General features: G+C 47.6%; 24 protein-coding genes. 11 read left to right on the top strand and 13 right to left on the bottom strand.

All coding sequences use genetic code 11. The features are described 5' to 3' along the window. The first annotated feature begins 18 nt into the window (after nt 1-18). A complete protein-coding gene (locus KFE26_RS12770) occupies nt 19-873 on the top strand; it encodes a universal stress protein (RefSeq protein ID WP_212600617.1) in 855 nt (284 codons plus the stop codon). A gap of 147 nt (nt 874-1,020) precedes the next feature. Here KFE26_RS12770 and KFE26_RS12775 read toward each other — a convergent pair whose 3' ends face one another. From KFE26_RS12775 to KFE26_RS12790, 4 genes are all read right to left on the bottom strand, one after another. Then, a complete protein-coding gene (locus KFE26_RS12775; RefSeq protein WP_105250489.1) occupies nt 1,021-1,605 on the bottom strand; it encodes a YSC84-related protein in 585 nt (194 codons plus the stop codon). Nucleotides 1,606-1,757: 152 nt separating this feature from the next. Then, the gene (locus KFE26_RS12780; RefSeq protein WP_168826004.1) at nt 1,758-2,672 is read right to left on the bottom strand and encodes a hypothetical protein; all 915 of its coding nucleotides are present in this window, start codon (nt 2,670-2,672) and stop codon (nt 1,758-1,760) included. A gap of 57 nt (nt 2,673-2,729) precedes the next feature. Continuing rightward, nucleotides 2,730-3,128 (bottom strand): nitrous oxide-stimulated promoter family protein, encoded by a 399-nt coding sequence (locus KFE26_RS12785; protein WP_212600618.1) that lies wholly within the window; start codon nt 3,126-3,128, stop codon nt 2,730-2,732. A gap of 147 nt (nt 3,129-3,275) precedes the next feature. Further along, the gene (locus KFE26_RS12790; RefSeq protein WP_212600619.1) at nt 3,276-3,635 is read right to left on the bottom strand and encodes a DsrE/DsrF/TusD sulfur relay family protein; all 360 of its coding nucleotides are present in this window, start codon (nt 3,633-3,635) and stop codon (nt 3,276-3,278) included. A 273-nt stretch (nt 3,636-3,908) separates the two neighbouring features. Here KFE26_RS12790 and KFE26_RS12795 point away from each other — a divergent pair, with 273 nt between their 5' ends. The 7 genes from KFE26_RS12795 to KFE26_RS12825 all read left to right on the top strand — a co-directional run bounded on the left by KFE26_RS12795 (nt 3,909) and on the right by KFE26_RS12825 (nt 9,490). Then, a complete protein-coding gene (locus KFE26_RS12795; RefSeq protein ID WP_212600620.1) occupies nt 3,909-4,745 on the top strand; it encodes a hypothetical protein in 837 nt (278 codons plus the stop codon). Nucleotides 4,746-4,888: 143 nt separating this feature from the next. Next, a complete protein-coding gene (locus KFE26_RS12800; protein ID WP_113941607.1) occupies nt 4,889-5,200 on the top strand; it encodes a hypothetical protein in 312 nt (103 codons plus the stop codon). 9 nt (nt 5,201-5,209) lie between these two features. After that, complete coding sequence (locus KFE26_RS12805; protein ID WP_212600621.1) at nt 5,210-6,664, top strand: YdiU family protein; 1,455 nt, start codon at nt 5,210-5,212, stop codon at nt 6,662-6,664. 13 nt (nt 6,665-6,677) lie between these two features. Then, complete coding sequence (locus KFE26_RS12810) at nt 6,678-7,010, top strand: DUF3630 family protein (protein ID WP_212600622.1); 333 nt, start codon at nt 6,678-6,680, stop codon at nt 7,008-7,010. A gap of 2 nt (nt 7,011-7,012) precedes the next feature. Next, the gene (locus KFE26_RS12815; protein WP_212600623.1) at nt 7,013-8,035 is read left to right on the top strand and encodes a serine/threonine protein kinase; all 1,023 of its coding nucleotides are present in this window, start codon (nt 7,013-7,015) and stop codon (nt 8,033-8,035) included. 129 nt (nt 8,036-8,164) lie between these two features. Continuing rightward, entirely contained in the window at nt 8,165-8,773 is a 609-nt protein-coding gene (locus KFE26_RS12820) for a thiol:disulfide interchange protein DsbA/DsbL (RefSeq protein ID WP_212600624.1), read from the top strand. Between the two features lie 504 nt (nt 8,774-9,277). Then, on the top strand, nt 9,278-9,490 hold the full coding sequence (locus tag KFE26_RS12825; RefSeq protein ID WP_006083486.1) for a DUF1107 domain-containing protein: 213 nt from the start codon (nt 9,278-9,280) through the stop codon (nt 9,488-9,490). Here KFE26_RS12825 and KFE26_RS12830 read toward each other — a convergent pair. After that, nucleotides 9,487-9,708: a cell division protein ZapB gene (locus tag KFE26_RS12830; protein WP_006083484.1), complete on the bottom strand. Its 222-nt coding sequence runs from the start codon at nt 9,706-9,708 to the stop codon at nt 9,487-9,489. The two genes, KFE26_RS12825 and KFE26_RS12830, sit on opposite strands and share 4 nt — an antisense overlap. A 179-nt stretch (nt 9,709-9,887) precedes the next feature. Here KFE26_RS12830 and KFE26_RS12835 point away from each other — a divergent pair, with 179 nt between their 5' ends. Together KFE26_RS12835 and KFE26_RS12840 are read left to right on the top strand one after the other, a co-directional pair. Beyond that, nucleotides 9,888-11,381, top strand: a complete 1,494-nt coding sequence (locus tag KFE26_RS12835; RefSeq protein WP_212600625.1) for a Na+/H+ antiporter NhaC family protein — start codon at nt 9,888-9,890, stop codon at nt 11,379-11,381. 81 nt (nt 11,382-11,462) lie between these two features. After that, the gene (locus KFE26_RS12840) at nt 11,463-11,816 is read left to right on the top strand and encodes a RidA family protein (protein WP_212600626.1); all 354 of its coding nucleotides are present in this window, start codon (nt 11,463-11,465) and stop codon (nt 11,814-11,816) included. A gap of 162 nt (nt 11,817-11,978) precedes the next feature. Here KFE26_RS12840 and KFE26_RS12845 read toward each other — a convergent pair whose 3' ends face one another. Further along, on the bottom strand, nt 11,979-12,320 hold the full coding sequence (locus KFE26_RS12845) for a hypothetical protein (RefSeq protein ID WP_212600627.1): 342 nt from the start codon (nt 12,318-12,320) through the stop codon (nt 11,979-11,981). Between the two features lie 19 nt (nt 12,321-12,339). Next, nucleotides 12,340-12,606 (bottom strand): Rho-binding antiterminator, encoded by a 267-nt coding sequence (locus KFE26_RS12850; protein WP_198573251.1) that lies wholly within the window; start codon nt 12,604-12,606, stop codon nt 12,340-12,342. Between the two features lie 229 nt (nt 12,607-12,835). Between KFE26_RS12850 and KFE26_RS12855 the strand changes: the two genes are divergently transcribed. Continuing rightward, on the top strand, nt 12,836-13,927 hold the full coding sequence (locus KFE26_RS12855; RefSeq protein WP_212600628.1) for a branched-chain amino acid aminotransferase: 1,092 nt from the start codon (nt 12,836-12,838) through the stop codon (nt 13,925-13,927). A 72-nt stretch (nt 13,928-13,999) separates the two neighbouring features. Here the strand turns inward: KFE26_RS12855 and KFE26_RS12860 are convergent, their stop codons facing one another. The 6 genes from KFE26_RS12860 to KFE26_RS12885 all read right to left on the bottom strand — a co-directional run bounded on the left by KFE26_RS12860 (nt 14,000) and on the right by KFE26_RS12885 (nt 25,992). Next, nucleotides 14,000-18,526: an EAL domain-containing protein gene (locus KFE26_RS12860; RefSeq protein WP_212600656.1), complete on the bottom strand. Its 4,527-nt coding sequence runs from the start codon at nt 18,524-18,526 to the stop codon at nt 14,000-14,002. Between the two features lie 384 nt (nt 18,527-18,910). Then, nucleotides 18,911-20,113 (bottom strand): 2-methylaconitate cis-trans isomerase PrpF, encoded by a 1,203-nt coding sequence (prpF, locus tag KFE26_RS12865; RefSeq protein ID WP_212600629.1) that lies wholly within the window; start codon nt 20,111-20,113, stop codon nt 18,911-18,913. A 93-nt stretch (nt 20,114-20,206) separates the two neighbouring features. Continuing rightward, nucleotides 20,207-22,810 carry a Fe/S-dependent 2-methylisocitrate dehydratase AcnD gene (acnD, locus tag KFE26_RS12870; protein WP_212600630.1) on the bottom strand — a complete coding sequence of 868 codons (2,604 nt, stop codon included), beginning with the start codon at nt 22,808-22,810 and terminating at the stop codon, nt 20,207-20,209. An 80-nt stretch (nt 22,811-22,890) separates the two neighbouring features. Continuing rightward, entirely contained in the window at nt 22,891-24,018 is a 1,128-nt protein-coding gene (prpC, locus tag KFE26_RS12875; RefSeq protein ID WP_212600631.1) for a 2-methylcitrate synthase, read from the bottom strand. A gap of 275 nt (nt 24,019-24,293) precedes the next feature. Next, entirely contained in the window at nt 24,294-25,172 is an 879-nt protein-coding gene (gene prpB, locus KFE26_RS12880) for a methylisocitrate lyase (RefSeq protein ID WP_006084450.1), read from the bottom strand. A gap of 52 nt (nt 25,173-25,224) precedes the next feature. Further along, nucleotides 25,225-25,992 (bottom strand): GntR family transcriptional regulator, encoded by a 768-nt coding sequence (locus KFE26_RS12885; RefSeq protein WP_212600632.1) that lies wholly within the window; start codon nt 25,990-25,992, stop codon nt 25,225-25,227. Nucleotides 25,993-26,247: the final 255 nt, after the last annotated feature.

The raw sequence follows: 26,247 nt of genomic DNA on the forward strand, positions 1-26,247 counted from the left end.
AGTAAAAGGAAAATAACGATGACAAATGTGATTGCCTGTATCGACGGTTCAAAAGTGACACTCGCCGTATGTGACGCCAGTAGCTGGGCCGCTCAGCAACTGGATGCCCCAGTAACCCTATTACATGTATTGAATAAGTCAGCCTATCCAATAGAGTCAAATCTGTCGGGAAATATTGGCCTAGGTACACGGGAGCACTTGCTCAATGAAATGGTTGAGCTTGAAGCGCGTCGAGGCAAACTCGCACTTGAACAGGGTAAGTATATGCTGCAAGAAGCAAAAATCCGCGTTGTTGAGAAGCAGCCTAGCAGAATGGTTGCAACCTTGCAGCGTCACGGCGATTTAGTCGAAACCCTGCTAGAGCAAGAATCCCATGCCAGATTGGTGGTGATGGGGCGCCAAGGGGAGCAGCATCAAGATCAAGCGCAGGCCATTGGCAGTCATTTAGAAAATGTCATTCGCACGCTTAAGCAGCCTATGTTAGTGGTGATGGACGAGTTTACTGCACCGACTCGATTTATGATCGCCTATGATGGCAGCATTACTGCGAAAAAAGCCCTTAATCAAGTGCTAACGAGTCCACTTTTAAAAGGGCTTGAATGTCATTTAGTGATGGTGTCTGATGATCAATCGCTGGCGACAGCTGAACTGGCGTTGGTGGCTGAATCTCTGATTGCGGCGGATTTCAATGTGGTTACCGCCGTTTGTCAGGGAGAAGTGCAAACGGCCCTTGAGATCTATCAACTTGAGCATCAAATCGATCTTATGGTGATGGGCGCCTATGGTCATTCGCGTATTCGGAAGTTTTTTGTGGGGAGTAACACCACAAGGATGATCAGTAAAAGTCATATCCCCTTGTTATTACTTCGCTAGGTTAAATATACATTTCAACTTATTTTGCTCAATTCTAATGACTTGGTTTTAGTTAGAACATCTGAGTCAGAAGCTTGAGGTAATCATTTAAGAAAAAACGGCGAGCATTTAGGCTCGCCGTTTGATATCACAGCCGAATGGCTCGTGTTAGTTAGCTTTAGGCTCAAAGCTAAAGGCTTGACCCGCAAGAGCGGCTTCAAACATTAAGCCGCCTTTTGCTGCGGTAAATACTGCCATACCGTTGATATAAGAGCCGCTCGCCGAGCGATTACCACCTGATTGGCCTGCGCCTGCTGAGTTGCCTGTGGTTCCTGCTTGAGCGCTTGCTCCCATGTTGATGGCAACTGCCGACGCTTGGGCATCAAACTCGAAACTGCCGCTCGTGAAGGCTTCATAGGCTTTGGCATCTTTAAAGAAGATGATCTCGCTGTAGGCTTGTCCACCTAATTGAAAACCGATGGATAATTGAGTCAGACTCGAATCACCCATATAGGCACCGCCTTGGTAGACTCGGCCTTTGCCATAGGCTGCACCGATCCCAATTCCGCCTTTACCCACAGTTGGGAATAAAGCATAGCCATAGGCTGTGTCGAAAAATTTACTGGTTTCTTTCGCTTTTTGGAAATTGACTACAGCCTGATCGTAGCTTTCATCTGCATGTACAGTTGGGGCAGCAAATAGGCTCACAATAAGGCATGTTGATGCCGCAATGGCTGTTAAAAATGATTTCATGGTAACGCCTCTTCAAGTCTTTAGTTGTTCCAGACTAGCCTTTATCGACACAAATGACAGCCAAAAGTGACATATGTGTCAGCTTAGGTTCAGTGTTCGACTTAATGGTTGGAGTGATATTGGTGGTGATGATTGGAGTGCGGTTTCGCCAATTAGTTCTTAGGTGGCGAAGAACCTTGGTTTTTTTCTGCATCGTCCTGCTGAACTTGATGCAAAAATTCATACTCCTCTGGGGTGAGAATATTTTCAATGACGAGTGGGCGTTGCTCTAACTCTGGTTCGGCCATGCGGCCTTTTAAGTAGGCAGAGCGGGTGATTTGCTTTAGCCCATACACCGCCAGCATATACATGCTCAGTAGTAAGGTCAGTCTTGGCAATGCGTGGGAAAGTAGCGATAGATTATCACCAAGATAGAAAGGCAAAATCACCACAAATACGCGGATTAACCAATTCAACAACATGGCCAAGGTCAAGCTTATCAGCCAACGAAACCGAATGGTGCCGAGCGCCTCTTGGGTTTGAGTGACATCTCTTTGATTGCGCTTATGTCGACGAAACAACATCCACAGCGCGATAAAGTAAAAACAGGTTTGTACAGATAACAGCGCTGGGAGTAGAGCGCCCCATTGGCTGATACTCATTTCTTTAAGCATCAGAGCTATGGGTTGCCACTCGTTGATGGGATGCGCAGTTAATCTTAGGGCAATATCTAAAATGGCGAAAACTAATGTTAATGCAGATGGCCAGTAATGCTTTGAAAAACCTAGCGGTTTATTGGTTGGCGCTAAACTGCGTTTGCAATAGAGATAGAGCAAAGGCATGAGCAAAAAATAGATAGGGTTAATCAGATTGAATAGGATATGAATGGGAATTGGACTGTTATCGCGGTTTAACATACCCGTGAGGAAGTATAGAGCAATAAGACTTAAGAAAGCGGCGAGGAGTTTTTGGTTAGCGTCTGGGTGATAAAAATAGCGAATATAAATAGCTAACGCGAGGCAATGTACGCCTCCAAATAATGACAACCACCAGTAAGCTTGAGTGAAAAAACTATGAAACTCGTTCATATGCGATACCTCGAGCCCTGTTATATCAGGGAAATCGGCTCGGTAAAAGTATCGCCGTTAGTTTTTCTGTTGGCTTGCTATGCGCCGATGACGATTTGAAGCCGCCTCGGGCACAACGCTGGGAACAGGGATGCGTTCCGCGAGTAAGTGTTTGATTGCACGAACGGGATGCGGTAATAACATCCGTGGACCAGAAAAGATCATGATCTCTTTGACGATTTGTTTCTGCGCGGGTTTGTAGCAATGCACTGGGCATTTATTACAGGTGGGTTTGTTTTGTCCGTAGGGGCAGCGATCTAGGCGTGTTGCGGCATAATCCAATAACTCAATGCAATCTGCACATAGGCTCGTCGCGTCTTGGCCTTGGTGTTTCGCCTTGCAATAAATTGTCACCATTGCGGCAATGGTTTGGTGTTCGTACAGGAGTTTGCCCGTAAGCAGTGTGGCTGTGCCCATTGGAATACCTTAGCTTGTCACTCGGATATCCCATCATAGGCAGTGAAATTGGCGCTGACAAAATGAAAGCGCCAATTTATGAAGGTGCGCACAAAATGGGGCTTTAAATAATCCAGCTATCCCCAATGTCACACCTAAAAATAAACCTTAGATATGCATCACTTTGTCGGCGGCCAGTGTCCAGCGAGTTAAATCTTGCAGTGTGCCTATGTGCGCACCTTCGATAATCATTTCCGCTGTGACGCCTCGTGCTTTAGCGCAGGTCTTGCAAAGTAGAATCGGAACTTGCTGTGCCGAGAGAATTTCAAACATCTGCTGCAGGTTGTAGCTTAAGTCAGGTGTGGTTTGATTTTTGAGTGCGCCAAACACGGCATCTGACATGAGAAAAAGTTTAAGATCGACCGCTTGCTCGTCCTGATCCTTCAGGGCTAATGCGATGCGTAAGCTATTAAATAGCTTTTCTGTTCCGTAGGGACTGGCATGGGCCACGATAAGAATACTTTGCATCAGGTTTTCCTTATGTTTGTTATAAGCAGGTGGATGGGGGGATTAGGGAACTCGATTGTGCCAGTCTAGCGCAATTGGCTATAACTTTTTGAGCGCAAGATCGTATAAAAAGGCATAAATACTTGATTTGCACCGACACAATGGACTTTAATAGCGGTTAATCTCTGCTCAATTTTTAGCTAGACTCGGTTGCCATGGACACTGTTCTGATGGACGTTGGCAAACCCATTGACACGGCTTCTGATGAGAAGCGGCCATCAAAGGTGAACAAGAATGAAGATCTTAGTCGTATTTATACTGATTGCTGTCGGGGTGTTTTTATTCCTTCGCGCGCAGCGATTGGCGAAAGAAGAACAAGAGGCGATGAAACCCAAGTCGACCTCGGTAAAACCTGTAGTTCCCACCGAAGAGGCACCTATTTTCTCCGCTGCTGAGCCCGAGCGTGTAGAACCTGAGCCAGTTAAAAGGGTTGAGGATACTGGCGTGGCTGAAGTAGAGCCCGTTATCGAAGTTGAAGCCGAATTAATGCCCCGTGAGACCGAAAGCCCTGCGAGCATTTCGGTGGAGCTAGACACAGATATCATCGAAGTCGATATTCCTGCGGCCCATAATGAAGAGACGGTGATCATTTTAGGCACTACGCCTGCAGATGAACAAGATGACGTTAAGACTGAAGCAGAGCCAGCATCGAACACACGTTCTGAGGTCGGTGCGCCAGGGGCTTGGGCGAATGTGACCTTAGTTCGGGCCTTTGAGGAGTATCAAGGAGCGACGTCAGCCAGTGCTCGCTATATCGCGCTGCAAAATATGATAGCTGAATGCTACAAACAGCGTAAATCGGCGGATTACCTCAACTATGGTGCTCAGTTAGCGGAAGAGTATATTGCACTGTTCCAAGCGGCTAGCGCCGAGCAAGGCAAAGATACTGAGCTTAAATCTTCCGGTTTCCTGCATTTAGCCACCTTGCTAAATGATACTCAAGCCTTCGATGCCGCCATTGTCATCTGTCGTAAAGCACTCGAGCTTGGGCTGAGCGATGGCACTGTCACTGGCTTTGAGGGCCGAATCAACCGGATTGAGAAAGCACAGACTAAAGCAACCACGGCTTGATATGTTGTAGGGAGCGCTTAGCGGGTAAACCCTTAGTCGAAAAGCGGTTATTTCCCTCGTCTAAGCAGTGTAGAATCCCTGCTAACTGAATGCGCAAAAGGCGAACTAAGGTTCGCTTTTTTTATGGGCTTAATAGGGGAAAAATGAAACTAAGCTATGCCTTACCGAATGTCTTATTCGGGCTTGGATTATTGCTACTCAGTGGCTGTACTAAAACCCCAGAATGGACCCTATTTTATTATCCCGATGTGAGTGCCATTCCGGTGACACCTTTGCAGGCCGAAGATATTAATGGTTACTACGATACTCTAGAGCAATGCCAGAGCAAGGCTCATGGTATGCAACGTCTAAGTCGTTCTGGCGTGAGTGGTTTTGGCCTTGGATCTTATCAATGTGGGCACCTATGCGAGTTCGACGATAAGTCGGTGCTGGTTTGCAAGACCATGAGCCAATAGGTGGACAAGATGAAGTTTAAACAGGATTTTTTTACTCAGCTGCCTGAGTTTTACTCGCAAGTATATCCACAAGGGATAACCAAGCCTGAATGGCTGGCATGGAGTAATGACGCCGCGCAATTGATTGGCTTGAGCCAACCCACCGATGAGCTGTTATTGGGCTTATCTGGCAATGCTGCCGTCGATGGCGCGACTTACTATGCCCAAGTGTATAGCGGCCACCAATTTGGCGGTTACACGCCGCGCTTAGGGGATGGACGTTCGATCATTTTAGGTGAAGCGATTGGTCCAAATGGCGCATGGGATATCGCCCTTAAAGGTGGCGGTCCGACGCCTTATTCGCGCCGTGGTGATGGCCGTGCTGTGATGCGCTCCGCGGTGCGCGAGTTTTTAGTCTCTGAGGCGCTGCATCATTTACATGTGCCGACGACCCGCGCCTTGGCTGTGATTGGCTCTGACTTGCCCGTATGGCGTGAGAGCCAAGAAACCGCAGCCATTACCGTACGTTTAGCTCGCAGCCACATTCGTTTCGGTCATTTCGAGTTTTTCTGCCACAGTGAGCGCGGCCGTGCCGATAAGCTGATTCAATTACTCAACTTCACTATTACTCAGCATTATCCCCATTTGAGCTGTGATGCCGCAGGCTATAAGGCGTGGTTTTTACAGGTAGTGCAAGATACCGCTAAGATGATTGCCCACTGGCAGGCGGTCGGTTTTGCCCATGGCGTGATGAACACAGACAATATGTCGATTCTAGGTGACAGTTTTGACTTCGGTCCCTTTGCGTTCCTCGATACATTCCAAGAAGACTTTATCTGTAATCATTCTGATCCCGAAGGTCGCTATGCCTTTGGTCAGCAGCCGGGCGTCGGTTTGTGGAACTTGCAACGTTTAGCGCAGGCGCTCACGCCAGTGATCCCATCCGATGACTTAATTGCCATTCTTAATCAATACCAAGAGGCGCTAGTGCAGCCTTATTTGCGCTTGATGCGGGCAAAATTGGGTCTCTCTACCGTTGATGTTCCGTCGGCGGATCAGGACAAGCAGGATCTCGAACTCATAGGTCGATTTACTGTGCTGATGGAGAAAAATCAACTCGATTACACTCAAACTTGGCGTCAATTAGGCAAGTTAGATCCGACCAGCAAACACAGTGCGCTACGGGATGACTTTATTGATGTCAGCCAGTTTGATACTTGGTATCAAGCCTACCAACAGCGATTGGGCGCAGTAGCGGATATCCCTGCGTGGCAAACTGAGCGCAATAGTGTGAATCCCAAATATATTTTGCGTAACTATTTAGCCCAAGAGGCGATAATCGCGGTGGAAGAGGGTAATCTTGCGCCGCTGCATTTGCTGCAAAAAATCTTAACTCAGCCCTTTGCCGAACACGCAGAGCATGAAGACTTAGCCAAGCGTCCACCGGACTGGGGCCAAGGTTTGATCATGTCATGTAGTAGTTGATGGGATAACAAGCATGAAATTACCAAGCAAGCATTTAAAAGCCATGAGCTTAGATACCATTAGCTTAGATAAAAGTGCCTTAAGTTTAGCGGTCAGTGCGGATATCGATTTTGATCGTTTCGCCGACTTTGCCGAACCCTTAGCCGCGGCGCTCGATTGCACTGTGCGCGAGCGTCAGTGGGGCGCCGATAGGCACCAATGGTTATTAGAATTTGAAGGCAGCCAGTTATGGCTCAATTATGAGTTTTACGGCAACATTTGCTGGCTCTCGACCGAACGAGAAGCCGATTTTGAGGTGCTGGAATACTTAGCCACTTTGCTGCAACCTCACCTAAGAGTGAACTGAATATGAGTCAGAATATGACGCCACCGACCGCGAGTCCTAGCGGCGCAGAGTTCCATTTTCAAGCCCTAACACCGGATTTGATCTTAGATGCGATCGAAAGTCTGGGCGTGTACCCGGAAACGGGCTTACTCGCGCTGAACAGTTACGAGAACCGCGTGTATCAGTTCCGTAGCGATGAAGGACTGCGCTATGTGGTGAAGTTCTATCGCCCAGACCGTTGGAGCGATGCGCAGATCCAAGAGGAACATGATTATGCGCTCGCACTCGCGGCAGAAGATATCCCGATTGCCGTACCTGTAATTATCGAAGGCCATACGTTACACAAGTACCAAGGTTATCGATTTACCCTGTTTCCTTCCTTGGGTGGTCGCGCCTTCGAAGTCGATAATTTAGATCAGCTGGAATTAGTGGGTCGGTTCATCGGTCGGATACACCAGTACGCGGCGCAAACGGTATTTGCTGAACGTGAACCGCTGAATCCGCAGATTTTAGGCGCCGAGCCGCTCGCGTGGTTAAAGCAATCTAATTTGGTGCCTAATAGCCTACGCTTGCCGTTCTTTACCGTAGTAGAGCAGGTGCTGGCTAAGGCGAATGCGATTTGGGATCGCCAAGATTTTGCGGCCATTCGTTTGCACGGCGATTTACACCCAGGCAATATTTTGTGGACGCCAGACGGTCCCGGATTCGTCGATTTAGACGATGCTCGCATGGGGCCGGCGATTCAAGATTTATGGATGATGCTAACCGGGGATAGAGCGCAGCAACTGATGCAGCTGGAGATTTTACTCGAAGCCTATGAAGAATTTTGTGAGTTTGATACAAGACAGTTAGCCTTGATTGAACCGCTGCGGGCGCTGCGTATGGTGCATTACAACGCGTGGATTGGCCGTCGCTGGGACGATCCTGCCTTCCCGATGAACTTCCCTTGGTTTGGGGATGAAAAGTATTGGGAACAGCAGATTTTGGCGTTCAAAGAGCAATTATTTGCCCTTAGCGAACCACCACTGAGCCTAGTGCCGTATTAGCATTGAGCAAAATATGATTTCACAGACGTATCTTGTGACATTAGATTGAACTCTTAAGCTTGAGTTACACTCAAAAAATGGAATATGTTAGTCTCCAGCCAATTTATCAAAATGATTTAAGGAATTTTCATGAAAAAAGTATTACTCATGGCCGCGGCTCTGTTAATGGCGCCACTGGCAGCATCGGCTGTGGAATACCAAGAAGGTGTGCATTACACAGTGATTAACGATGGCCCAGCAACAGCGAAGCCTGAGATTACTGAGTTTTTCTCTTTCTATTGTCCGCATTGTTTTACTTTCTCTAAAACCGTAGTGCCAAAAATTCTCACCGATAAGCCAGAAGGCGTTGCGTTTAACCAAGCACACGTTGATTTTATCGGCAAAGAGATGGGGGTTGAAATGTCACGCGCATTTGCAGTCGCACATCAGTTAAACGTCGATGAGAAAATGGATGCGGCGTTATTCTCTGCTATTCATGAGAAGAAACAACATTTTACTAATCGCGATGATGTTCGTGCTGTGTTTATTGCTAACGGTGTCGATGGTAAAACCTTCGATGCGGCTGCAGAGTCTTTCATGGTAAAGGCGCAAATGGCAAAGATGAAGCGTGATACTGAAAACGCTAAGCTGACGGGTGTACCTGCTCTGGTTGTTAACGGTAAGTACCGTGTTGAAACAGGGGCAATCAAATCCTACGACGAGCTGTTAGAAATTGCTTTCTACCTAGCAAAAAAATAGTTCGATAGGCGTTACCCGCACTGCTGTTATATGAGCGGATGATAATGCTGTATCGATTGCATGTTAAAGAGAGCCTAAGGGCTCTTTTTTATTGGGGCGGTTGGCAACAACAAGGCAAATAAAGCTTTGATAGAAGTCTTAACGTACTGAGTGGGCCTCTGTAGGCTAGTCGTTTGAACTTACTGAATAAAGACGAGGCAAAAAATGGGCAAAAAAAACCGTACTTCTTGTAAAAGAAAGTACGGACTTGAGCCAGAGGACTCATTTTTACCCTGAGTAACGCTAATAATTTAGCAGAGTGTCAAAAAATTGGCAAGTGACATTATTATGGCGATCTTCTTTTTTACTCACAGGGTGACATATTCATAGTTTAACTAAATCAAACGATTAAGTATTTTTGGCGATAAAAGATGAAAAATACCACTCTAACAATGAAACTCAAGTGGCAAAGCTTCTGTCAAACAACTGTAATCAATAACAACAAGAATGCTTGTAGGTGGTCATATGAGAGTTTTTCCTGTCTACGCACCTAAGCTTATCGTTAAGCACGCGCGTATTTTTCTTACTGGTGTTATTTGGGTTAAAGACTTAGGACGATTGGAATTTGAGAAGGGACGGTTTTTACTACCAAGAAAAAGCCTGCCAAAAGTGAAGCAGGCTATTTTAGAATTGAACGAACTGATCGAAGCGCAGCATCATCAAACTAATGCAGTTTAGATTTCGCTGTTTAACAAGCCAACAAGGCCAGTCACTTTTTCGTTCCAAGAAGTGAGTTCTTCTTGTAGTTGCTGGTTTTGCGCATTCAATTGTTGATTGTGCTCACTCAGCGTAGACGCTTTTTGCTTCTCTTCTTCAAGCTCCATTTTTAGAAGCTCGATAGTTTCGAGTGCAGCCTGGATTTTGGTTTCCAGTTTGGACAGTAATTCAAGGCTCATCTGGAGAGTCCTATGGTTTCTGGATGGGACTGTGATTCTAGCAGTGCCTAGAACTTAAGGAATAGCGATTCTTGCCGTTTGGTTAAAAAACACCCTATTACTGGGTTCTAAATTAAGTTTTTTTGCATTTGTTATTAACTCGTTAGTATTCTTGGTTTTATTTTTTATCGGAATGGTCCATGTCGCCTAGTTTGCTCGCCATACTCCCGCTACTGTTGACCTTAACCTTAGCCCTATTTTTACGCCGCACGCTGGTGGCGTTAGGTGTAGGTATTGTCTCTGGTGCCCTATTAATCGCCCAATTTGATCCGCTGCAAACTGGGCAGTATTTGCTTGATATCGGTGTTAAACAATTTTATGCCCAAGGCGCGTGGCAAGCGTGGCACCTTAATGTGCTATTGGCCATGTTGCTGCTCGGTAGCATGACGCAATTGTTAGCACGTGGCGGCGCTGTGGGTCAGTTTGGCGATTGGCTATATAGCCGTATCCGCACTGAGCGTCAGGCGCGTCTGGGAGTGGTTTTCCTCGGTTGGTTAGTGTTCATTGATGGGATTTTCAGTTGCCTTGCCGTCGGTCATGTTTGTCAGCCACTGAGCCAGCGTTATGGCATTCGCCATGAACAGCTCGCTTATCTAGTGGATTCCAATGCCTCGCCCCTGTGTGCGCTATTGCCTTTCTCCAGTTGGGGCCCCTATGTGATGGCGCTTATCGCGGGGATCAGCTTTTTGCCCGTGTCACCGCTGGAAGCCTTTATTGAGGTGGCCTTATTTAACTTTTACGCCATCGTGACCTTAGGCTTGTCCGTACTCGTCGCTTGGTATGGCGTAGGTTTTCACTCTTTTGTTGCTGTTACTGCTGTGGAATCCTCCAATACGGTCGAGGTTAAGGGAAATCCTTGGCTACTCGCAATCCCTATGCTGACTCTGCTGTCTGCTTCAGTGGGATTAACTTTGTGGTCTGGGGCTCAGCAGGTCTCTTCTTGGGATGTGTCACTTTGGCTTGCTAAGGCTGATATTGGCGCTTCTATGCGCGATGCTTGTTTGTTGGCAACTTTGGTTACTCTTGCCATGTTAGGCTTGTCTGGGCGACGTTTAACGGCGTTAGTGGGGGATTTGAGCCACGGAGTTCGCATGATCGCCTTCGCCATTGCGATTTTACTCTGTACTTGGATGATTGGCGCTGTGATCCAAGATCTTGGCGTCGCTAAATTATTGGCTGCTTGGGCTAAGGCTTATCTTTCCCCGCACCTGCTGGTTGCGGGAATGTTTTTACTCTGCGCGATTATGGCTTTTGCGACGGGTTCAAGCTGGGGAACATTTGCAATTATGATCCCTATTGGCGCAGAGATTGCCCATAACTTGGATCCTCATTTGTTGTTACCTGTACTGAGCGCTGTGATGGCGGGGTCGGTATTTGGCGACCACTGCTCGCCCATTTCAGATACCAGCGTGCTCAGTGCGACCAGCTCAGGTTGCGATCCCCATGACCATGTGGTGACTCAGTTGCCCTTTGCTTTGATCGCGGCATGTGCAGCCTTAGTCGGATTTCAATTAGTCAATTTAGCCGTGGCGACGCCGTTAGTGTGGCTGGCCGTGGTGAGCTGTAGCCTAGGATTATTTGCCTTGATGGCACGTTTTTATTCACCTTTGCCCAGATTCGTGGCGCAGACATAAAGCCTGTTTATCGTTAAAATAGCCGATTCGGTTCTTGCTGAGCCATTTATTTAAGTGCATCTGATTTAAGAGATTATCAATATGAGTATTACCCGTGTAGATGTAGGTACCCGCATGAGCAGTATAGTGATCCACCAAGGTACTGTGTATCTGTGTGGTCAAGTGGCGAAGGACAAGTATCAAGGTATCACCGAGCAAACTGTCACTATGCTTGAGGAGGTCGATACCTTGTTAGCGCAGGCGGGAAGTTCGCGTGAGCATTTACTGTCAGCGACTATTTATCTGAAAGATATGGGTGATTACGATGCGATGAATGCGGTATGGGATGCTTGGGTGCCTAAAGGTCATGCGCCAGCCCGTGCTTGTGTGCAAGCCGCTATTGCCGAGCCAGAATATTTGGTTGAAGTCTCTGTGATTGCGGCGGTTGCGGTTTAAGCGCTAAGCTATTTTTCGTCCCGTTTAGAAGCCTGTTTCGATCCCTATTTCGAATCCTGTCACCGAGTGTCATGACTCGGTGAAGCTTTTCCGCAATACACCTCACTAACTAAACCTGTATTGTTCAGCAGGTCCACTCTCTTCTAACAAAACCCTTTAGCTTTAACCTAATAAGTATTCCATTAAATGTGCAGGGACAAGCGGCGGATGATCCCCATATTGTTCTGAGAGTGCGCTGGCGATAGTCTCAATATTTTGTTGGGCTAGGCCTTGTTCGATAATGGCAAACGCCCAAGGAGCCTCGGTTTTGAGTTTGAGGAAATAAGGCGTTTTGACAAATTGTGCGAGTGAGTAAGCGGAGCCTCCTAAACCATGCCCCCAACCTTCGCTGACCTGAAAGGGTCTATCCAGATGTGCCATATCAAATTCAATGAGATGGGGGTATTGGCCGTTATGCCCACCGATCCAGTGACCGATTTCAACCGATAAAATCATAGTTGCCATGTTATATCCTTTGCTAGGGTTACTTGGCCGCAATGAGTACTCGGCTAAATTCAGCATTAGGCTCGAGGGGCGTGATGGCGGCGATATGGTCGAGTCTAAGGGATTGTTTAGTTTGTTGCAGTTGGATGATAAGCCACTCAGTTTTGTCGGCTCTTGTTTGCGTGGTGATGGCTTTACCTTGGCACTGGGTGCCATCAATAAGCTCAATGTTGAGTTGATAACCACGCAGACAAGCGAGTTCGAGATAGTCGTAGTGGGCGCAGGGGATCATTTTATAATCTGACATTGGATCATCTCATTGGGAGTTCGACCCTATTGTGGCAAAAATACTTGCCATTGGCATTATGTGTGACCCAATGCGGATTGTTTTATCCTGTCTCTGAGGCCGTGTGAAAAGTTGAACCAAGCGTGTTAGCGAGTTTTTTATTTGCTTAGACCTTTAGATATGCGCGCCCCTCTTGACTTTATTCCTGTCGCTCCCTAGTCTGCTTGTTCAGTAATCAAGGTGGTATGCGATGGAAATAACCTACAATTTAAAACCTGCGTCCGAGCGCCGTACTGAGCAATTTAAGCCCGAGGGGAATGTGGGCTTTGGTAGCCTCAGAACCGATCATATGTTTTTGATGGATTATCATGATGGACAATGGTGCGATCCGCGCATCGTTCCTTATGGACCATTTGAAATGGCACCGGGTGCAATGGCGTTGCATTATGGCCAGTCGATCTTCGAAGGCGCTAAAGCCTTTATGCATGAAGACGGCGAGATTTATACTTTCCGTATTAATAAGAATGCCGAGCGGATGAATCGCTCCGCCGATATCGTCTGTATTCCCAATATCGATGAACAAATGCAGATGGATGCGATCAATGCGTTGATCGATGTCGATCGCCTCTGGTTCCCGATGCAAGAAGGCGCGTGTCTGTATATTCGTCCTTTTATTTTTGCGACCGAAGACCGCCTCTCTGTGAGCCCAAGTTCGCGTTATACCTTCTGTGTCGTGTTAAGCCCAAGTGGCGCTTATTACGCGGCTGGCGTGAACAAAGGCATACGCTTACTGATCAGCAAAACTTTCCATCGTGCTGTATCGGGTGGCACTGGCGCCTCAAAAGCCGCGGGTAACTATGCGGCTTCATTGCGTGCGGGTAAAGCTGCGGCAGCCTTTGGTGCATCGCAAGTGTTATATCTCGATTCGACCAATCAACAGATTGAAGAAGCGGGCGCGATGAACCATTTCCACATTCTGAAAGATGGCACTGTGATTATTCCAATCTTCACAGATACTATTTTGAAGTCGATCACCTCGCAATCCATTATGGAATTGGGTGAGATGCTCGGTTGTGAAGTGCGCCAAGAGACTGTCATGCTTGATAAATTTATCGCTGATATTGAATCAGGTGAAATTATCGAGGCGGGTGGTTTTGGGACGGCGGCCGTGGTTTCTGCTGTGGGCTCCTACATTTTTGAAGATGGCCATGTTGTCACTGTCGGTAATGGTGAAGTGGGCGAGCATGTTCAGCGCATCTATAAACTGTATACCGAAATCCAAAAGGGCCATATTAAAGGTCCTGAAGGCTGGGTTAAGCGTGTTGAACGTTTAGCAAAGTAAGGAATTTGTGGTGATGTTTAAAGGCTCCTAGGAGCCTTTTTTATTGGCTGTTTTTGTCGATAATGCATTAAATCAAAGTGGCTGTGGCTTAGATTGATTTTTGAGTAAGGTTAAACAATCTTCGGCATTTAAGGGTTTACTCAGTAAAAAACCTTGTACTTGATCGCAGCCTTGCATCGCCAAGAAGTTGAGCTGTTCTTGGGTCTCTACGCCTTCGGCGACGACATTCAGTTCTAAGCTGTGAGCGAGGGCAATAATGGCGCTGGTGATGGCGGCATCGTCGGGATCGTTGGTGATGTCTCTGACAAATTCTCGATCGATTTTGAGTGTGTCTATCGGGAAGCGTTTGAGATAGCTTAGGCTCGAATAACCCGTACCAAAATCATCCACGGCTATGGTCAATCCTAGGGCCTTGAGTTTAGATAAGATGCTGACCGATTCCTGCGGATTGCCCATGATCATTGATTCAGTAAGCTCAAGCTCAAGGGATTGAGCCGGGAGACCTGATACGGCTAAAGCGACTTCGATGGTGGAGATAATGTCCGCCTTCAGTTGGCGAGCCGATAGGTTGACGGCGATAGTGATCCCGTTAAATCCTAGGCTATTCCATTCGGCTAATTGCTGGCAGGCGTGGTTGATCACCCAGTGGCCAATTTGAGTGATGATACCCGTTTCTTCCGCGAGTGGAATAAATTCCACAGGTGAAATAGGACCAAGTTCAGTGTGATACCAACGTAAAAGTGCTTCCAGTCCTGTGAGTGAACCATCTCGTAAACAGAATTTAGGTTGATAAACCAAGCTTAGTTCTTTGCGTTGGATAGCTTCCTTTAAACCGCTTTCGAGTTGTACATGACGGGTGGCGATTTCATTTAACTTAGAGGTATAAAACTGAAAGTTATTTCGACCTGATGATTTTGCGTGGTACATGGCGGTATCGGCAAATTTAATCAGTGAGTCGGCATTGTCCGCATCGTTAGGGTATAAGCTGATACCAATTGAGGTCGAGATGGTCAGCGTTTTATCGTCCAATAGGAAGGGCGTTTGGAATGCTCTGAGCACTTTTTCTGAGATCAGGGTTGCGGCTTTTGTTTTCGCAACACCTTCTAAAATAATAGTAAATTCATCGCCACCTAAGCGTGCGACAGTATCGCCATCACGCACTGCATTTTGCAGTCGTCTTGCCACGGCTTTCAGTAACAAATCCCCGACATGATGACCCATAGAGTCGTTGATATGTTTAAAGCGGTCGAGGTCTAAGAACAGCAAGGCAACGATATTATTCGCTCTGTGCGCTTGAGTAATCGCGTGGTTGAGCCTGTCTTGAAATAAAGTTCGGTTCGGTAAGCCAGTTAATGTGTCGAAGCTGGCGAGGAAACGCAGATCTTCTTCGGCTTTTTTCCGCTCTGTGATGTCGGTAAATACTGCAACGAAGTGACTGGTTTCGCCTTTGATATCGATCACTTGGTTGATTTCAAGCCAGACTAAAATGGCCTGACGTTGTTTATTGCGGATCCACAGTTCTCCGACCCAATGTTTGTGACGCAGTAGCTGTTGTTCAATCGTATTGAACAACTCCCGCTGTTGGCGACTAAAGGCTAAGTGAATGAAATGCCTGTCGGTTATTTGGCGTTCTGTGTACCCTGTAATGGCACAAAATGCTGGGTTGACCGAACGAATTCGATAGTTTAATCCTCCCACTACAACGGCTTCGTTCATACTGTTGAGCACTTGTGATGACAGTACCAACTCGTTTTCAATCAGTTTGCGCGAGGTAATGTTACGGTTGGTCCCTGTCATGCGGATCGGATTATCTAGGCTATCTTTTTCCACCACTTTACCGCGGTCTAAAATCCATATCCAATTACCGGGGGAACGTTCGACTCGGTACTCTGCTTCGAAGAAAGGCGAACGACCTTGAAGGTGTTCGTTAAGCTCAAATTTGAATCTTTCTCTATCCTCTGAGTGCATGCTCTCATGGGCTATATTGCTGCTATTCCAATGGGGGACTGAAGAATCCATATTGGTACGATAGACTCGATTTTCTGGTATGTTCCAGTCCCACATGCCATCGCCAGAGGCCCAAAGTGCAAGTTTGAGTCGCTCCTCTGAGGCGCGGATACTGGTTTCAAATTCGCGCTGTTGCTGGCGTTTTCTTTTACGCCAGATAATGATCCAAGCCAACAGCCATAGAGAGAGCAAGCTATAGAGGGCGTAGGCGAACTGAGTTCGATAGAAGGGCGCTTGTACATGAAGATCGACAGAAAGGGCGTAGTCACCTTGAGAGTTGTATTGCAGCCCATGGCGAACATGCAGTTGGTAGTGACCAGGATTAATATTGGTAAAGGTAATTTCATTACCTGTGGGGAGCTCATGCCACTCGTTATCAAATCCCTCAAGAAAATAGCTGAAGCGGTTTTTACCCGTATAGCTGAAATCCAATGAGGTCACCTCAAAACTGATCAGCTGATCGCTATAGTCCATTACTATGCTAGGTGGATGGCTCAAATCGAGAATAGTGTGCCCTTTACCCGCAATACTATAGCCAGTGAGTGCGACTTTAACATCGGGTCGTTGATCTGGAATTGACTTTGGATTGAAACGATTTATGCCATTAATACCACCAAACCAGAGATCGCCATCGCGGTCTTCAAGTTTTACGCCACCGTTAAACTCCAGTGCTTGTAGCCCTTCTTGTTCGTTAAATATGATGACACGATTGGTTTTAGGATTGAGCTTTCCTATCCCCGCATTACTACTAAACCAAATGTTGTGTTCTTGATCCTCGAGTAAGGCATAGATGGTATCACTTGGTAATCCCTGATTGCGGGTATAGTGGCTAAAACCAGCATCGGCCTCTTGGGACGGTAACTTGCTGATCCCACCATGGGTGGCAAACCATACCTCGCCCGACTTTGTGACTAAAATATCGCGGACACGGTTGTTGATCAGGCTGTTTTTGTCTGAGGATTGATGGAAGTAGGATTTACCTGTACCTGTTTTCATATCCAGTTTAAGTAGGCCATCGAGAGTACCTATCCATAGCGTGTCTTTGTGTGTTCTGAGGATTAAAAACTGGTTTTGTGCCGGATAGAAATTATCAATATGTGCCAATGAGATAAAAGTAAATTCATCGGTATCTATCGCCTTACGGTAGAGGGCATTGTTTGTTGCCACCCAGAGGCGACCTTGCTCATCAATATCTAAACTACGGATATAATTGGTTTCTGCGCCTTGATCAGTGCGTTCTGTCACCTTGAGTAACTGGAAATGGCCATCTAGCGCCAGTCGACCTAGCCCATAGTTAGTGGCAAACCAAAGCACGCCATTTTTGTCTTGGTCTATATCTCGCAGGATAAGATTCAAGTTGCGTTGATGCATCCCTAAGGCGTTAGCAAAGAGCTCCGTGTAGTGTTCATATTTTCCATTGGCCAACATGCGTTTAAGCCCAGCACCTTCGGTGCCTATCCATAGCGCATTATCTTGGCTGCGGAACAAGGTGCGAATGTTGTTACTTTGTTGCGACAGGTTAGGGGTGGATTCGTAAATATGCTGAAAATACTGACGACGGGTATTAATTTTATCTAGACCAGAATAACTGGCACCTAACCATAAATTGCCAAAGGGATCTTGCAGTAAGCTCAGCATGTTATTTTCACTGATACTGTTGGTACGCTTAGGATCATACCTGTGGTAGGTCGCAGTAAATGCCTTATCGTTTCTCTCTAGTTGAATAAGACCGGCTTCTGGCCCAACAACCCAAAAGTCACCCTGCTCAGTTTGGATAAAATCTTTAATGTAAGGCACATTATCGTCTGTCTGCCAGAGGATTTCGCCCTGCTGTGACGCCAAGTTGTAATGCCATAATTGCCCACCCAGAGCTAAGGTGATCGCATTAGCGGAATGTGCCCTAATTTGATGTGCAGTGAGATTCTGCGGGACATTTAAGCGAGTAATAGTATTGGCACTGACAGCAAAGGTGCCGCTATCTTGTGTTCCTGCCAGCAGATAAGTGTCTTCAACATTGGCTAAGCTGGTGATGTGGGGTTGAACACTATTACCTAAGTTCACTTGGGTAATGCGTTTGGTTTTGGTCGATAGGGAAAATAGTCCTGCTTTAGTACCAATCCAGAGTGTATTGCCTACAACGCTGAGTTTGGTTGTGCGCGGATCGGTAAGCCCTTGTTCTTGGCCAAAGTGTTCAAAGGTCCCTGTGCTCAAATCGAGTCGATTTACCCCTTGGCTGAAAGTCGAAACCCAGATATTACCTTCTGAGTCTTGAATAATGTCAGAGACATAGCTCTCAGAAATACTCCTCGGATCATTGGGTGAATGGGGGAAAATATTGAAGCTGTGACCGTTATAAGCATGCAAACCATCTTGAGTGCCAATCCATAACATACCTGCATTGTCCATAAACAGGCTAGTAATCGTATTTTGGGTAAGGCCGTCTTCACTGCGAATATGTTCAAATTTGAGCTGTGTGGAAGCCGCGCTCAATGGTTGAGCTAATCCATTGCACGAGATCCCCCACAAACTTAGGATAAAAAGCGTACTTAGCATTAGCTTGTGGATTAGTTGACTCAAATTTACCCCTACCAAAAACGGACCCATCCTGATTAGGTTTCTATTTAGTTTAGTTCTTAGCCTAGACCTTACATGCCATTTTGCTGTAAAAATGCGACTTAAATTGCTGACTTGGTTTAAAAATAACCAAAATCGATGGGCGCGATTCTGTAATAGATCATGCAATATATTAACTGTACCGTTTTACTGCCAATATTCTTTTTATGACGAGTTTGTATTCTGGCGTTTTTGCTAAAGGATCTTAGCATTGTTTCAGGTATGTCAACATATCATGCTAAGACAAATACGGGCGAAGCAGATTAAAATGATGGGCGAGAATAGAAAAAAGACCTTGCCGGAAGGGGGAGAAGCAAGGTCTTTGGTTAAACTGTTTTATTAAGATATAAAGGATATATAAAGCTACGTAGCGGGTACTCGCACAAAACCTTCCATCAGCACGCGAGCGCTGCGGCTCATAATGGCTTTGACGACTGTCCATTCACCATTCACTAAGTTTGCCTCGGCGCCAACGCGCAAGGTGCCAGAGGGATGGCCAAAACGTACCGCATCAATTTTATCCTTAGTGTCTCCGCCTGCGGCTAAGTTGACTAAAGTGCCGGGAATTGCCGCCGCCGTACCAATCGCAACGGCAGCCGTGCCCATCATAGCGTGGTGCAGTTTGCCCATAGACAAGGCGCGTACCAGTAGGTCAATTTCATCTGCATTGACGGTTTTACCGCTCGATGACACATAGGCTTTAGGCTTAGCGACAAAGGCGATCTTAGGCGTGTGTTGGCGTGCAACTGCTTCATCAATATGCGAAATCAAGCCCATACGCACGGCGCCATAGGCGCGAATGGTTTCAAATTTGGCCAGGGCGGCATTGTCACTATTAATATCATCCTGTAGCTCAGTGCCTGTGTAGCCTAAGTCTTCTGCGTTAATAAAAATGGTGGGAATGCCCGCGTTGATCATAGTAGCGTTAAAGCTGCCAATGCCCGGCACTTCTAGCACATCGACAACATTACCCGTAGGGAACATGCTGCCACCGCCGCTATCCTCGTCAGCAGCCGGATTCATAAATTCGATTTGCACTTCGGCGGCAGGAAAGGTCACACCATCGAGCTCAAAATCACCGGTTTCTTGCACTTCACCCTGGGTGATTGGCACATGGGCGATAATCGTTTTGCCTATGTTGGCTTGCCAAATGCGCACTGTGCAGATGCCATTGTGTGGAATGCGGGCCGTATCAATTAGGCCATTGCTGATGGCAAAGGCACCGACGGCAGCGGTTAGATTGCCACAATTACCGCTCCAATCGACAAAAGGTTTATCGATGGCCACTTGGCCGAAGAGGTAATCGACATCGTGATCGGTTTGGGTGCTAGGGGAGAGGATCACTGTTTTGCTGGTGCTCGAGGTGGCTCCGCCCATGCCATCGATTTGTTTACCGTAAGCGTCTGGGCTGCCTATCACTCGCAGTAACAAGGCATCACGTGCCGGACTTGCAACTTGTGCGGCTTTAGGTAAATCCTGCAGACGGAAAAATACGCCCTTGCTGGTGCCGCCGCGCATATAAGTCGCGGCGACTTTGATTTGTGGCGGGAAAAAATTCTTACTCATGCTATTAACTCCAAGGGGAATAGCGATACAGGTTAGCGTTGCTATCAAAGGTGGCGATTCACGTGTGGAGTCGCCACCTGTTGAAAGCGAGTTTTACTTCAGATTCGACTCTAAAAAGTCCTGAGCAAAACGCTGCAATACGCCGCCCGCCTCGTAGATAGACACTTCTTCGGCGGTATCGAGACGACACGTTACTGGCACTTCGATGCGCTCCCCGTTTTTACGGGTGATAACGACAGTTAAGTTTGCTCTTGGCGCTGGTGTGCCGAGGACATCGAACACTTCTGTGCCGTCTATACCATAAGTTGCACGGTTGTCACCGGCTTTAAATTCCAGAGGCAACACGCCCATACCAACTAAGTTAGTGCGATGAATGCGCTCGAAACCTTCGGCAACAATGGCCTCAACCCCCGCTAAACGCACGCCTTTGGCAGCCCAGTCACGGGACGAACCTTGGCCGTAATCTGCGCCCGCTATGATGATCAGAGGTTGCTTACGTTCCATATAGGTTTCAATCGCTTCCCACATACGGGTCACTTGACCTTCTGGCTCGATACGCGTCAGTGAGCCTTGTTGCACTTTGCCGTCAACGATTGCCATTTCGTTTTTAAGCTTAGGATTGGCAAAGGTTGCGCGCTGGGCGGTTAAGTGATCCCCCCTGTGGGTGGCATAGGAGTTAAAGTCTTCCTCCGGCAAGCCCATTTTGTGCAGATATTCGCCTGCGGCGCTGTCGAGCATAATGGCGTTCGACGGCGATAAATGGTCTGTGGTGATGTTGTCACCCAGCACCGCCAGTGGTCGCATTCCTTTTAACGTGCGCTCTCCGGCCAATGCGCCTTCCCAGTAAGGTGGGCGACGAATATAAGTAGATTGCGGGCGCCAATCGTACAGCGGGCTGATTTTTTCGCCATAATCGACGGCTAAATCGAACATGGGCTCGTACACTTTACGGAACTGCTCAGGTTTAACACTGGTCGCAATCACGGCATCGATTTCTTCATCCGATGGCCAAATGTCGATAAGTTTGACGGGGTTGCCGTCTTTATCTAATCCCAACACATCCTTTTCAATATCGAAACGTATGGTGCCGGCAATTGCGTAGGCGACGACCAATGGCGGCGATGCTAAGAAAGCTTGTTTTGCATAGGGATGAATACGGCCATCAAAGTTTCGGTTACCCGATAACACAGCGGTGGCGTACAAGTCGCGGTCGATCACTTCTTTTTGAATCACAGGATCCAGCGCGCCGCTCATACCGTTACACGTCGTACAGGCAAACCCAACAATCCCAAAACCGAGTTGTTCAAGTTCAGGCAATAGCTTGGCTTCTTCCAAATACAACTGCACCGCTTTTGAGCCGGGGGCGAGTGAGGTTTTGACCCAAGGTTTGCGGCTTAAGCCTTTAGCGTTGGCGTTGCGGGCAATGAGACCTGCAGCAATCACGTTGCGTGGGTTACTGGTGTTAGTACAGCTGGTAATCGCCGCAATAATCACAGCCCCATCGGGCATTAAGCCGGGCTCGTTTTCGACTACGCCGCTAATTCCGCGCTCAGCCAATTCTGATGTTGGCACCCGTGCATGTGGGTTTGATGGCCCTGCAATGGTGCGCACCACCGAAGATAAATCAAAATGCAGTACGCGTGGATAGTGCACTTCGGTCAAGCTGTCGGCCCACAAACCTGCGGTTTTGGCATAGGTTTCAACCAGCTTAACTTGCTCGGCTTCGCGGCCAGTTAAGGTTAAATAATCTAAGGTTTGTTGATCGATATAGAACATGGCCGCAGTAGCGCCAAACTCAGGTGTCATGTTCGAAATCGTTGCGCGATCGCCTAATGTCAGTGCCGCTGCGCCTTCGCCGAAGAACTCTAAGTAGGATGAGACGACTTTTTGTGCGCGTAGAAACTCGGTCAAGGCTAATACGATATCGGTAGCCGTAATGCCTGGCTGTGGTCTGCCCGTGAGCTCGACACCGATAATGTCCGGTAGACGCATATAGGATGCGCGCCCTAGCATGACGCTTTCGGCTTCTAAGCCACCGACACCTATGGCGATAACGCCGAGCGCATCAACGTGTGGCGTGTGGCTATCGGTGCCGACTAAGGTATCGGGGAAGGCCACGCCATTGCGTGAATGCACCACAGGCGACATACGTTCTAAGTTAATTTGGTGCATGATGCCGTTACCCTGAGGGATAACATCAATGTTTTTAAAGGCTTTTTGCGTCCAATTAATAAAGTGGAATCTGTCTTCGTTGCGTCTGTCTTCGATGGCGCGGTTTTTGGCAAAGGCGTCTTTATCGAAGCCTCCAAATTCGACAGCGAGTGAGTGATCCACAATCAGCTGGGTTGGCACAACTGGGTTCACTTTGGCGGGATCACCACCCTTAGCGGCAATAGCGTCACGCAGACCTGCAAGGTCAACTAAAGCGGTTTGCCCCAAAATATCATGGCACACCACGCGGGCAGGAAACCAAGGGAAATCCAGTTCTTGCTTAGATTCGATAATCTGTTTTAGCGAGTCGGTCAAAACGGCCGGATCGCAGCGACGGACTAAGTTTTCAGCTAAAACGCGCGAGGTGTAAGGCAGCTTGGCATACGCGCCAGCTTGAATGGCTTCTACGGCTTCGCGGGTATCGAAGTAATCGAGTTGAGTGCCGGGTAAGGGCTTGCGATATTGGGTATTCATAGCAGTGCTCATAACATCATCCATTTCGGAAAATGAAGTTGGCGCAAGACTTACATTGAGTGAAATCTCGCGCCAAGTGTGGTCAATTTTGCTTAACGGTTGGCAATCGGTACCACTCTGCGTGGCGCAACGCCCACATAATCGGCACTCGGACGGATGATGCGGTTGTTAGAGCGTTGCTCCATCACGTGCGCCGCCCAGCCAGTGACGCGTGAACACACGAAGATTGGCGTAAACAACTTAGTCGGAATATCCATGTAGTGGTACGCGCTGGCGTGGAAGAAGTCAGCATTACAGAAGAGTTTTTTCTGTTCCCACATCAGGGCTTCGCAGGCAACTGATACTCGGTATAGGCGGTCGTCACCGTTGGCCGCCGCCAGTTTTTCTGACCATTCTTTGATGATGGCGTTACGTGGATCGCTGTCGCGGTAAATTGCGTGGCCGAAGCCCATGATCTTATCTTTACGCTCGAGTTTGCCCATTAAGATGTCGCGCGCATCGGCTTCATCTTTCATATCTTGAATGAGTTCCATCGCCGCTTCGTTCGCGCCGCCATGCAGCGGGCCGCGCAGTGAACCAATGGCGCCAGTGACGCACGAATGCATGTCTGACAGGGTGGAAGCACATACGCGAGCGGTAAAGGTTGATGCGTTAAATTCATGTTCTGCATAAAGAATTAACGATACGTCCATCACTTTAGCATGCAGTGCCGACGGCGCTTTGCCATGTAATAAGTGGAGGAAGTGTGCGCCAATTTGATCGTCATCGGTTTCAGTATCGATACGCACGCCATCGTGGCTAAAGCGATACCAGTAACAGATGATCGATGGGAATGCGGCGAGTAAACGGTCGGTAATTTCACTCTGTTCGCTAAAGCAGTGCTCGGCTTCTAAGTTGCCTAGCATAGAGCAGCCAGTACGCATCACATCCATAGGATGAGTGTCGGCTGGAATGCGCTCCAATACTTCTTTTAATGCTTGCGGCAGACCGCGAAGGCCTTTGAGTTTGGTTTTGTAGGCATCAAGTTGGGCTGCCGTGGGCAGCTCGCCGTAAAGAATAAGGTAGGCGACTTCTTCGAAGGTGGCATTTTCACCGAGATCTTTCACATCATAACCGCGGTACGTTAGGCCCGAGCCTGACACGCCTACTGTGCTTAATGCGGTTTCGCCTGCGCTCTGGCCACGTAATCCTGCACCGCTTAGTTTTTTAGCTTCTGACATAATCCTTCCCTTCCGTTAACTCTGTTTGGTTATTGCTGGCGGATGAATGCACTTATTTTTGAGTGTTCATTCGCCGACATTTATTGGTTAAGGCTGCACTTTTTATTTAATTTGTTTAACGTTAAATCTGCTTTAACGCCAACCCCTGTAGGGTTGCAGCTTTTCGGTGACGCCTTGCTGCTTGGGGCAAAGCGTCTGGGTTTCAGTAACAACATGAGCTTGCGCTTCTACTGACAATCCATGGTCTTGTGTATTTTTCTTTCTCGCTTGTTTAGCTATTTATCTTGGCTGAACAGTTGATCTAACTTGTCTTCAAAGGCGTGGTAGCCCAAGTATTTATACAAGTCTTTACGGGTCTGCATAGTGTCTAGCACGTTGCGTTGATGACCATCATTCATCAGCGCTTGCATGACGTTCAATGCGGCTTGGTTGGCTGCACGGAAAGTACCGAGTGGGTAGAGCACCATGTCGGCGCCCGCCTCGGCGAGTTCTTCTTTATTGAACAATTGGGTTTGGCCAAATTCAGTCATGTTCGCCAAAATCGGTGCTTTTACCTGTGCTTTAAAATGGCGATATTGGTCTAGCTCAGTTAAGGCTTCGGCGAAGATCATGTCGGCACCGGCGGCGATATACGCTTGCGCGCGTTCAATACCCGCTTCTAAACCTTCCACGGCAACCGCATCGGTACGCGCCATGATCACAAAGTTAGGATCGGTACGGGCATCGACGGCCGCTTTAATGCGATCGACCATTTCTTCAATGCTCACGACCGCTTTGTTAGGTCTATGGCCGCAACGCTTTTGCGACACTTGGTCTTCCATGTGCACTGCAGCGACGCCGATTTTTTCGAATTCTTTGATGGTACGAGCAATGTTGAATGCGCCGCCCCAGCCAGTATCGATATCGACCAGTAAAGGCACTTGTGTGGCTGAGGTGATACGACCAGCATCAATCAGCACATCATTCATTGAGGTCATGCCCAAGTCAGGCAAACCGTAGGAAGCATTGGCAACGCCAGCGCCCGAAAGATACAAGGCTTGGAAGCCTGTTTGTTCTGCCATTAAGGCAAAATAGGCATTGGTGGTACCAACGATTTGTAACGGTTTGGCCTTAGCAAGAGCTTGGCGAAAACGTAATCCTGCGCTTTGAGTCATGGTGTTATCCTTTTCCATTTTATGGGAAGTGGGCATATTGAGCCGTAAGAACTTAGCTAATGTTGGCTAAGGTTTCTTTTGCGGCTGCATTGGCTTGCAATTCAATTAAGCGTAATTCGGTATTTTTACGCCCCTGCTCTATATGGCGACGCATCAGCAAACTGGCCAACTCACCATCGCGCTGGGCAATGGCTTCGACTATGCGTCTGTGCTCGGCAATGGCTTTCACGGGGCGATTTTTATTAGTGCACTGGTAGCGGTACATGCGCAGCAGGTGATACAGGCCGCCGACTAAGGTTTCCTGCAGATGCTTGTTACCGCTGGCTTGAATAATTTGGTAGTGGAAGTCGACATCGCCTTCTTCTTGGAAGTAAGTATCGCCCTTGGCGAGCGCCGCTTCTTGCGTTGCGAGCAGATCTTCTAGCTTGGCTAATTGTTCTGGGGTAATACGGCTGGCGGCCAGTTCGCAGGCCATGCCTTCAAGTACGCTACGTAGTTGATATAAATCGTTAAGTTCACTCACCGTCAGTTGGGCGACGCGGGCACCAACATGGGGCGCACGCACCACTAAACGTTGTCTTTCTAAGGTTTGCAGGGCTTCGCGGGTCGGGCCGCGGCTGATGCCGTATTTTTCGGCCAGTGCTTGCTCGTTAATCTTGCTGCCCGCAGGCAGTTCGCCCTTGATGATGCTGGTTTGGATCTGCACCAAAATTTGATCGGCTAATGTGGTCGACGTCTTATCTGCCGAGGTCGATTTGACCTTGTGCAGGTGGGGAACTTGCGTGTCATCAGAAACGAACGTCGTGTTTTGCTTCAACATAGAGCGCATCACTATTAATAGGATTGTCGACAATGTGTAAAAAATAACCCTCCCTTGGTAGATTGTCAACAATGTGTTTACTTAGACGTAAGTCTATATTTCAATGGGTTTCTATTTTTATTATTGATTTTTATCATTTTATTTTAATTGTCTCGTTGTTAATATTTTATGTTATGAATATTTAAATATTAAATTGTCAACAATGACGTGGTTTTAACCTTCCAACCTCGTTGCGGATGTTGATGGTTTTGGGGG

It is taken from the genome of Shewanella sp. M16, assembly GCF_018224605.1.
Classification (GTDB): domain Bacteria; phylum Pseudomonadota; class Gammaproteobacteria; order Enterobacterales; family Shewanellaceae; genus Shewanella; species Shewanella oncorhynchi.

Coding starts and splice junctions, on each gene's coding strand:
- KFE26_RS12770 (WP_212600617.1), top strand. CDS start 19: ATGACAAATGTGATTGCCTGTATCGACGGTTCAAAAGTGACACTCGCC.
- KFE26_RS12775 (WP_105250489.1), bottom strand. CDS start 1,605: ATGAAATCATTTTTAACAGCCATTGCGGCATCAACATGCCTTATTGTG.
- KFE26_RS12780 (WP_168826004.1), bottom strand. CDS start 2,672: ATGAACGAGTTTCATAGTTTTTTCACTCAAGCTTACTGGTGGTTGTCA.
- KFE26_RS12785 (WP_212600618.1), bottom strand. CDS start 3,128: ATGGGCACAGCCACACTGCTTACGGGCAAACTCCTGTACGAACACCAA.
- KFE26_RS12790 (WP_212600619.1), bottom strand. CDS start 3,635: ATGCAAAGTATTCTTATCGTGGCCCATGCCAGTCCCTACGGAACAGAA.
- KFE26_RS12795 (WP_212600620.1), top strand. CDS start 3,909: ATGAAGATCTTAGTCGTATTTATACTGATTGCTGTCGGGGTGTTTTTA.
- KFE26_RS12800 (WP_113941607.1), top strand. CDS start 4,889: ATGAAACTAAGCTATGCCTTACCGAATGTCTTATTCGGGCTTGGATTA.
- KFE26_RS12805 (WP_212600621.1), top strand. CDS start 5,210: ATGAAGTTTAAACAGGATTTTTTTACTCAGCTGCCTGAGTTTTACTCG.
- KFE26_RS12810 (WP_212600622.1), top strand. CDS start 6,678: ATGAAATTACCAAGCAAGCATTTAAAAGCCATGAGCTTAGATACCATT.
- KFE26_RS12815 (WP_212600623.1), top strand. CDS start 7,013: ATGAGTCAGAATATGACGCCACCGACCGCGAGTCCTAGCGGCGCAGAG.
- KFE26_RS12820 (WP_212600624.1), top strand. CDS start 8,165: ATGAAAAAAGTATTACTCATGGCCGCGGCTCTGTTAATGGCGCCACTG.
- KFE26_RS12825 (WP_006083486.1), top strand. CDS start 9,278: ATGAGAGTTTTTCCTGTCTACGCACCTAAGCTTATCGTTAAGCACGCG.
- KFE26_RS12830 (WP_006083484.1), bottom strand. CDS start 9,708: ATGAGCCTTGAATTACTGTCCAAACTGGAAACCAAAATCCAGGCTGCA.
- KFE26_RS12835 (WP_212600625.1), top strand. CDS start 9,888: ATGTCGCCTAGTTTGCTCGCCATACTCCCGCTACTGTTGACCTTAACC.
- KFE26_RS12840 (WP_212600626.1), top strand. CDS start 11,463: ATGAGTATTACCCGTGTAGATGTAGGTACCCGCATGAGCAGTATAGTG.
- KFE26_RS12845 (WP_212600627.1), bottom strand. CDS start 12,320: ATGGCAACTATGATTTTATCGGTTGAAATCGGTCACTGGATCGGTGGG.
- KFE26_RS12850 (WP_198573251.1), bottom strand. CDS start 12,606: ATGTCAGATTATAAAATGATCCCCTGCGCCCACTACGACTATCTCGAA.
- KFE26_RS12855 (WP_212600628.1), top strand. CDS start 12,836: ATGGAAATAACCTACAATTTAAAACCTGCGTCCGAGCGCCGTACTGAG.
- prpF (WP_212600629.1), bottom strand. CDS start 20,113: ATGAGTAAGAATTTTTTCCCGCCACAAATCAAAGTCGCCGCGACTTAT.
- acnD (WP_212600630.1), bottom strand. CDS start 22,810: ATGAGCACTGCTATGAATACCCAATATCGCAAGCCCTTACCCGGCACT.
- prpC (WP_212600631.1), bottom strand. CDS start 24,018: ATGTCAGAAGCTAAAAAACTAAGCGGTGCAGGATTACGTGGCCAGAGC.
- prpB (WP_006084450.1), bottom strand. CDS start 25,172: ATGACTCAAAGCGCAGGATTACGTTTTCGCCAAGCTCTTGCTAAGGCC.
- KFE26_RS12885 (WP_212600632.1), bottom strand. CDS start 25,992: ATGTTGAAGCAAAACACGACGTTCGTTTCTGATGACACGCAAGTTCCC.